General features: G+C 55.7%; 4 protein-coding genes. All 4 read left to right on the top strand.

Annotated features, from left to right (window positions below; translation table 11 throughout):
* Nucleotides 1-1,281, top strand: a 1,281-nt coding sequence (locus tag B4F73_RS00640; RefSeq protein WP_290482271.1) for a hypothetical protein, incomplete at its 5' end; no start/stop codon positions are given.
* 89 nt (nt 1,282-1,370) lie between these two features.
* The gene (locus B4F73_RS00635; RefSeq protein WP_290482270.1) at nt 1,371-2,192 is read left to right on the top strand and encodes a TIGR00282 family metallophosphoesterase; all 822 of its coding nucleotides are present in this window, start codon (nt 1,371-1,373) and stop codon (nt 2,190-2,192) included.
* 32 nt (nt 2,193-2,224) lie between these two features.
* Nucleotides 2,225-2,803 carry a biliverdin-producing heme oxygenase gene (locus B4F73_RS00630; protein ID WP_290482269.1) on the top strand — a complete coding sequence of 193 codons (579 nt, stop codon included), beginning with the start codon at nt 2,225-2,227 and terminating at the stop codon, nt 2,801-2,803.
* Nucleotides 2,778-3,676: GAF domain-containing protein (locus B4F73_RS00625; protein ID WP_290481274.1), on the top strand; the 899-nt coding region annotated here is incomplete at its 3' end. The genes B4F73_RS00630 and B4F73_RS00625, both read left to right, overlap by 26 nt.

Raw genomic sequence — 3,676 nt, 5'->3', positions numbered from 1 at the left:
GCCATGATTGACGGCAAAGCGAGCTTCTCGCGCATGGTCATGTCCGACATTTCGCTGGTTCCGACTGATCCCGAAGAAGCAGAAGATGGCAGCGCGTCCATTGGCTCCGTCGAACTGGTCAACCCTTCACCTGCACTGGCAGCATGGGTCGCGAGCGTGTTTGCGGATGCAGAACCTGCTGACATGCCGACAGGGGAGGCGCTCTCTTTCGATCTGTGGACCATGAACGACATGAACATGCAGATCGATGAAGACGATGGCGAAAGTGGCACCTTCCTCGTGGACACGGTTTCGGTCTCTGGGATGAAGAATCAGAAGGCTGCTCAGATGATGCTGAAGGGCCTGAAGTTCGACATGTTCGATCCTGAAGACGACATGACCGTCAAGGCCAATATCAGCAATGTGGATATCCGCGGGTTTGACTGGTCGGTGTTTGCGCCAGCTGAGGGCGACTCTCTGGAAGACAGCTTTGAGTCTGGTTTCATGGCCGGCATGAACCCGAAAGATCCGGCCAATCCCGGTTACAAGTCGATCAATCTGAAAGATCTGAACTTCGATGTTTCAGGCGTCAATTTCGACATGCCTTCGCTCGTCTCCAATGTCAGCCATGACAAGCAGGGCCGTGCCGTAAAAGTGATCACTGAGCCCGTCAAAATGGTTCTGAACGCTGGTGACGGTGAGCTTGGCCAGCAGTTGGGTACCCAGCTTGCGACGCTCGGGTACGAAAAGCTTGAGCTGACCATGGCCAGTGAACAGGCTTACGATCCTGATGCAGACGTGGTGACGCTGGAAAAAGGCAAGAATTACTGGGAGCTGAAAGATGGCTTCCGCTTGAATTTCGGCGCGAAGTATGAAGGTGCCAGCGCGATGGCGGCGGCTCAGGCTGAGCAGGATATGGACTCTGCAGATCCGGCGGCAATGCTGGGAGAAGTCATGGAGAAGCTTACGCTCCACTCCATCGACCTGTCCTTGGATGATGATGGCATTGTGGACCGTGCGTTCAATGCCTACGCAGCGCAGAGCGGTGAAGACCCGCAGCAGCTGCGCAATCAAACGGCTGGTCTGCTGGCCATGGCACCGATGATGGCGTCAGGTTCGGGGATCGACATGGAACTGGCAACTGAGGCATCTACGGCCCTGTCGAGCTTCATCACGGATCCGAAGACGCTAACCATTTCGTTGAACCCTGCGACACCGATCAAGATGTCGACATTTGCAGAGATGGAAGACCCGTCTACGCTGACCAAGTCGTCGCTCGGCTTCTCGGCTAGCAACGAATAGAGTCTACTGGAATCCGTTCCAAGCGCGCGCGTGCCGACTGGGCGCGCGCGCTTTTCTTTGTTCTCAGGCCGGGGCATAGACTTTTCGCCATGAAAATTGCCTTTTTTGGAGATGTGGTCGGAAAGCCTGGCCGACAGGCTGTCCTGGACCATTTGCCGGGCCTGAAGGCGCGCATGCGTCTGGATTTTGCTGTAGTAAACGCTGAAAATGCGGCGGGAGGCTTCGGCCTGACAAGCGTCATTGCGGAGGAATTCTTTGCCGCAGGTGCTGATTGCCTGACTCTCGGTGATCATGCCTGGGATCAACGCGAGGCTTTGACCTATATCGAACGCGAACCCCGTTTGTTGCGCCCCATAAATTACCCATCGGCTGCCGGCGCACCTGGCAAGGGAGCCAATCTGTTCAGCTTGCCGGATGGGCGTCGTGTCGGGGTCGTCCAGGTGCAGGGGAATGTGTTCATGCGCCAGACGCTGCCGTGTCCCTTTGCGGCCGTGGATGCGGCATTGGATTCCATGCCGCTTGGCGCTGTGGCGGATGCCATCATTGTGGACATGCATTGTGAAGCGACCAGTGAGAAAATGGCTATGGGCCATCACTGCGATGGGCGGGCAAGTCTCGTGGTTGGAAGTCACACCCATGTCCCCACAGCCGACACGATGATCCTTGAGGGCGGCACGGCTTATCAGACGGATGCCGGAATGTGCGGTGACTATGACAGCGTCATCGGCATGCAGAAGCAGATTTCCCTGTATCGCTTCCAGACACAATTGCCTGGAGAGCGTTACCAGCCCGCTTTGGGGGAGGGGACCTTGTGCGGAACCTATATAGAAACCGATGACGCCACAGGACTTGCCACAAGAATTGAAGCTATCCGCATTGGCGGCCGTTTGAGCGATTCTGTTCCGACCTGAGCGCTGCGCGGACGCACAGAGAGATTTCATTGATGAAAATTTTGGACACGGTCAGGCAGGATTTGCGCCTAAAAACCGCAGACCATCATGCGCGCGTGGACGAATTGATCAGCCGCCATGACCTCACTCGGCCGGAAGGGCTTGCCGCCTTTCTCGCGATCAATCATCTCGCCTATACGACGGTTGAGCGTCATTTGCGGCCGCATGGCAGGTTCACATTGCCATACTTGCCCCTTGAAGAAATAGAGGCTGATCTTGCCTCGCTCGGCGCCGGAATACCGACCTGGCAGGCAGAGCCCAGTATGGAAGCGGCGCATCCAGTTGGAATGATTTATGTTATCGCGGGTAGCCGCCTCGGTGGTACGGTTCTGCACAAACGATGGCAGCAGGCCGATGATTCGAATGTCCGGCTTGCAGGTCGCTTTTTGAGCCAGATGACAGACCGTTCTTGCTGGACAGATTTTCTTGTCCAGGTTTCAAACGCGCAAATTAGCCAATCGGAATTTATTGATATAGTAGAATCTGCGAAGGGCTGTTTCTCGATTTTTGAGGCGGCTTGCCAGGACGTGACCAGAAAGTTTGCCTATGATCCGCCACAGCCCCGAAACTGACGGGCCCGCGAGCGATGTTGACCTGACGAATTGCGACCGTGAACCCATTCACGTCATCGGGCGTGTACAGTCCTTTGGTGGCCTGATCTCCATGTCGTCAGACTGGATCGTGAATCATGCCTCGGTAAACGTCAAAGAGTTCATCGGAGCCGCAGCGGAAGAGCTGATAGGCAAGCCCCTGAGAGACTGTTTCTCGGAACAGGCCTTGCTGTTGATTCGATCCCGCATGCCGATGCTGGCGTCGCCGGATGCTGTTGAGCGCGTATTCGGTGTGGCATTGACCGGGGATGAGCGCTTGTTCGACCTCTCCATGCACCTGTCGGGGCGCTCAATCGTGATGGAGTTCGAGCCTCGGGACGATGCACGCGATACCAACTATGTGAACTATGTTCGTCCCATGGTGGAGCGTATATCTCGCGCCGATTCTTCACAACAATTGTGCGATGAGGCGGCGCGCCAGTTGCGCAACCTGATTGGGTTTGATCGGATCATGGTTTACCGCTTTGCAGAGGATGATTCCGGCGTTGTCGTATCTGAATCCGTCAAGCCGGGAATGGATAGTTTCAAGGGATTACATTATCCGGCGTCTGACATTCCAAAGCAAGCGCGAGCACTCTACAAACGTAACCTTCTGCGTATCATCGCGGATGTATCGGATTCGGGCGCGGAGATCATTCCTGCCATCAATCCTGAGGGTGTGCCGCTCGACTTGTCTATGAGTGGTTTGCGGTCCGTCTCGCCCATTCATCTGGAATATCTGGCAAATATGGGCGTTCAGGCATCGCTCTCCATTTCCATCCTGAAGCGGGGCAAGCTCTGGGGGCTTTTCGCCTGCCATCATGAGAGCCCGCGAGTGCTTGGCTATGAAGTTCG

It is taken from the genome of Hyphomonas sp. UBA3601, assembly GCF_002375605.1.
Lineage (GTDB): Bacteria > Pseudomonadota > Alphaproteobacteria > Caulobacterales > Hyphomonadaceae > Hyphomonas.
Note: the sequence above shows the minus strand (reverse complement) of the source record. Positions and strands in the feature narration are given on the sequence as shown.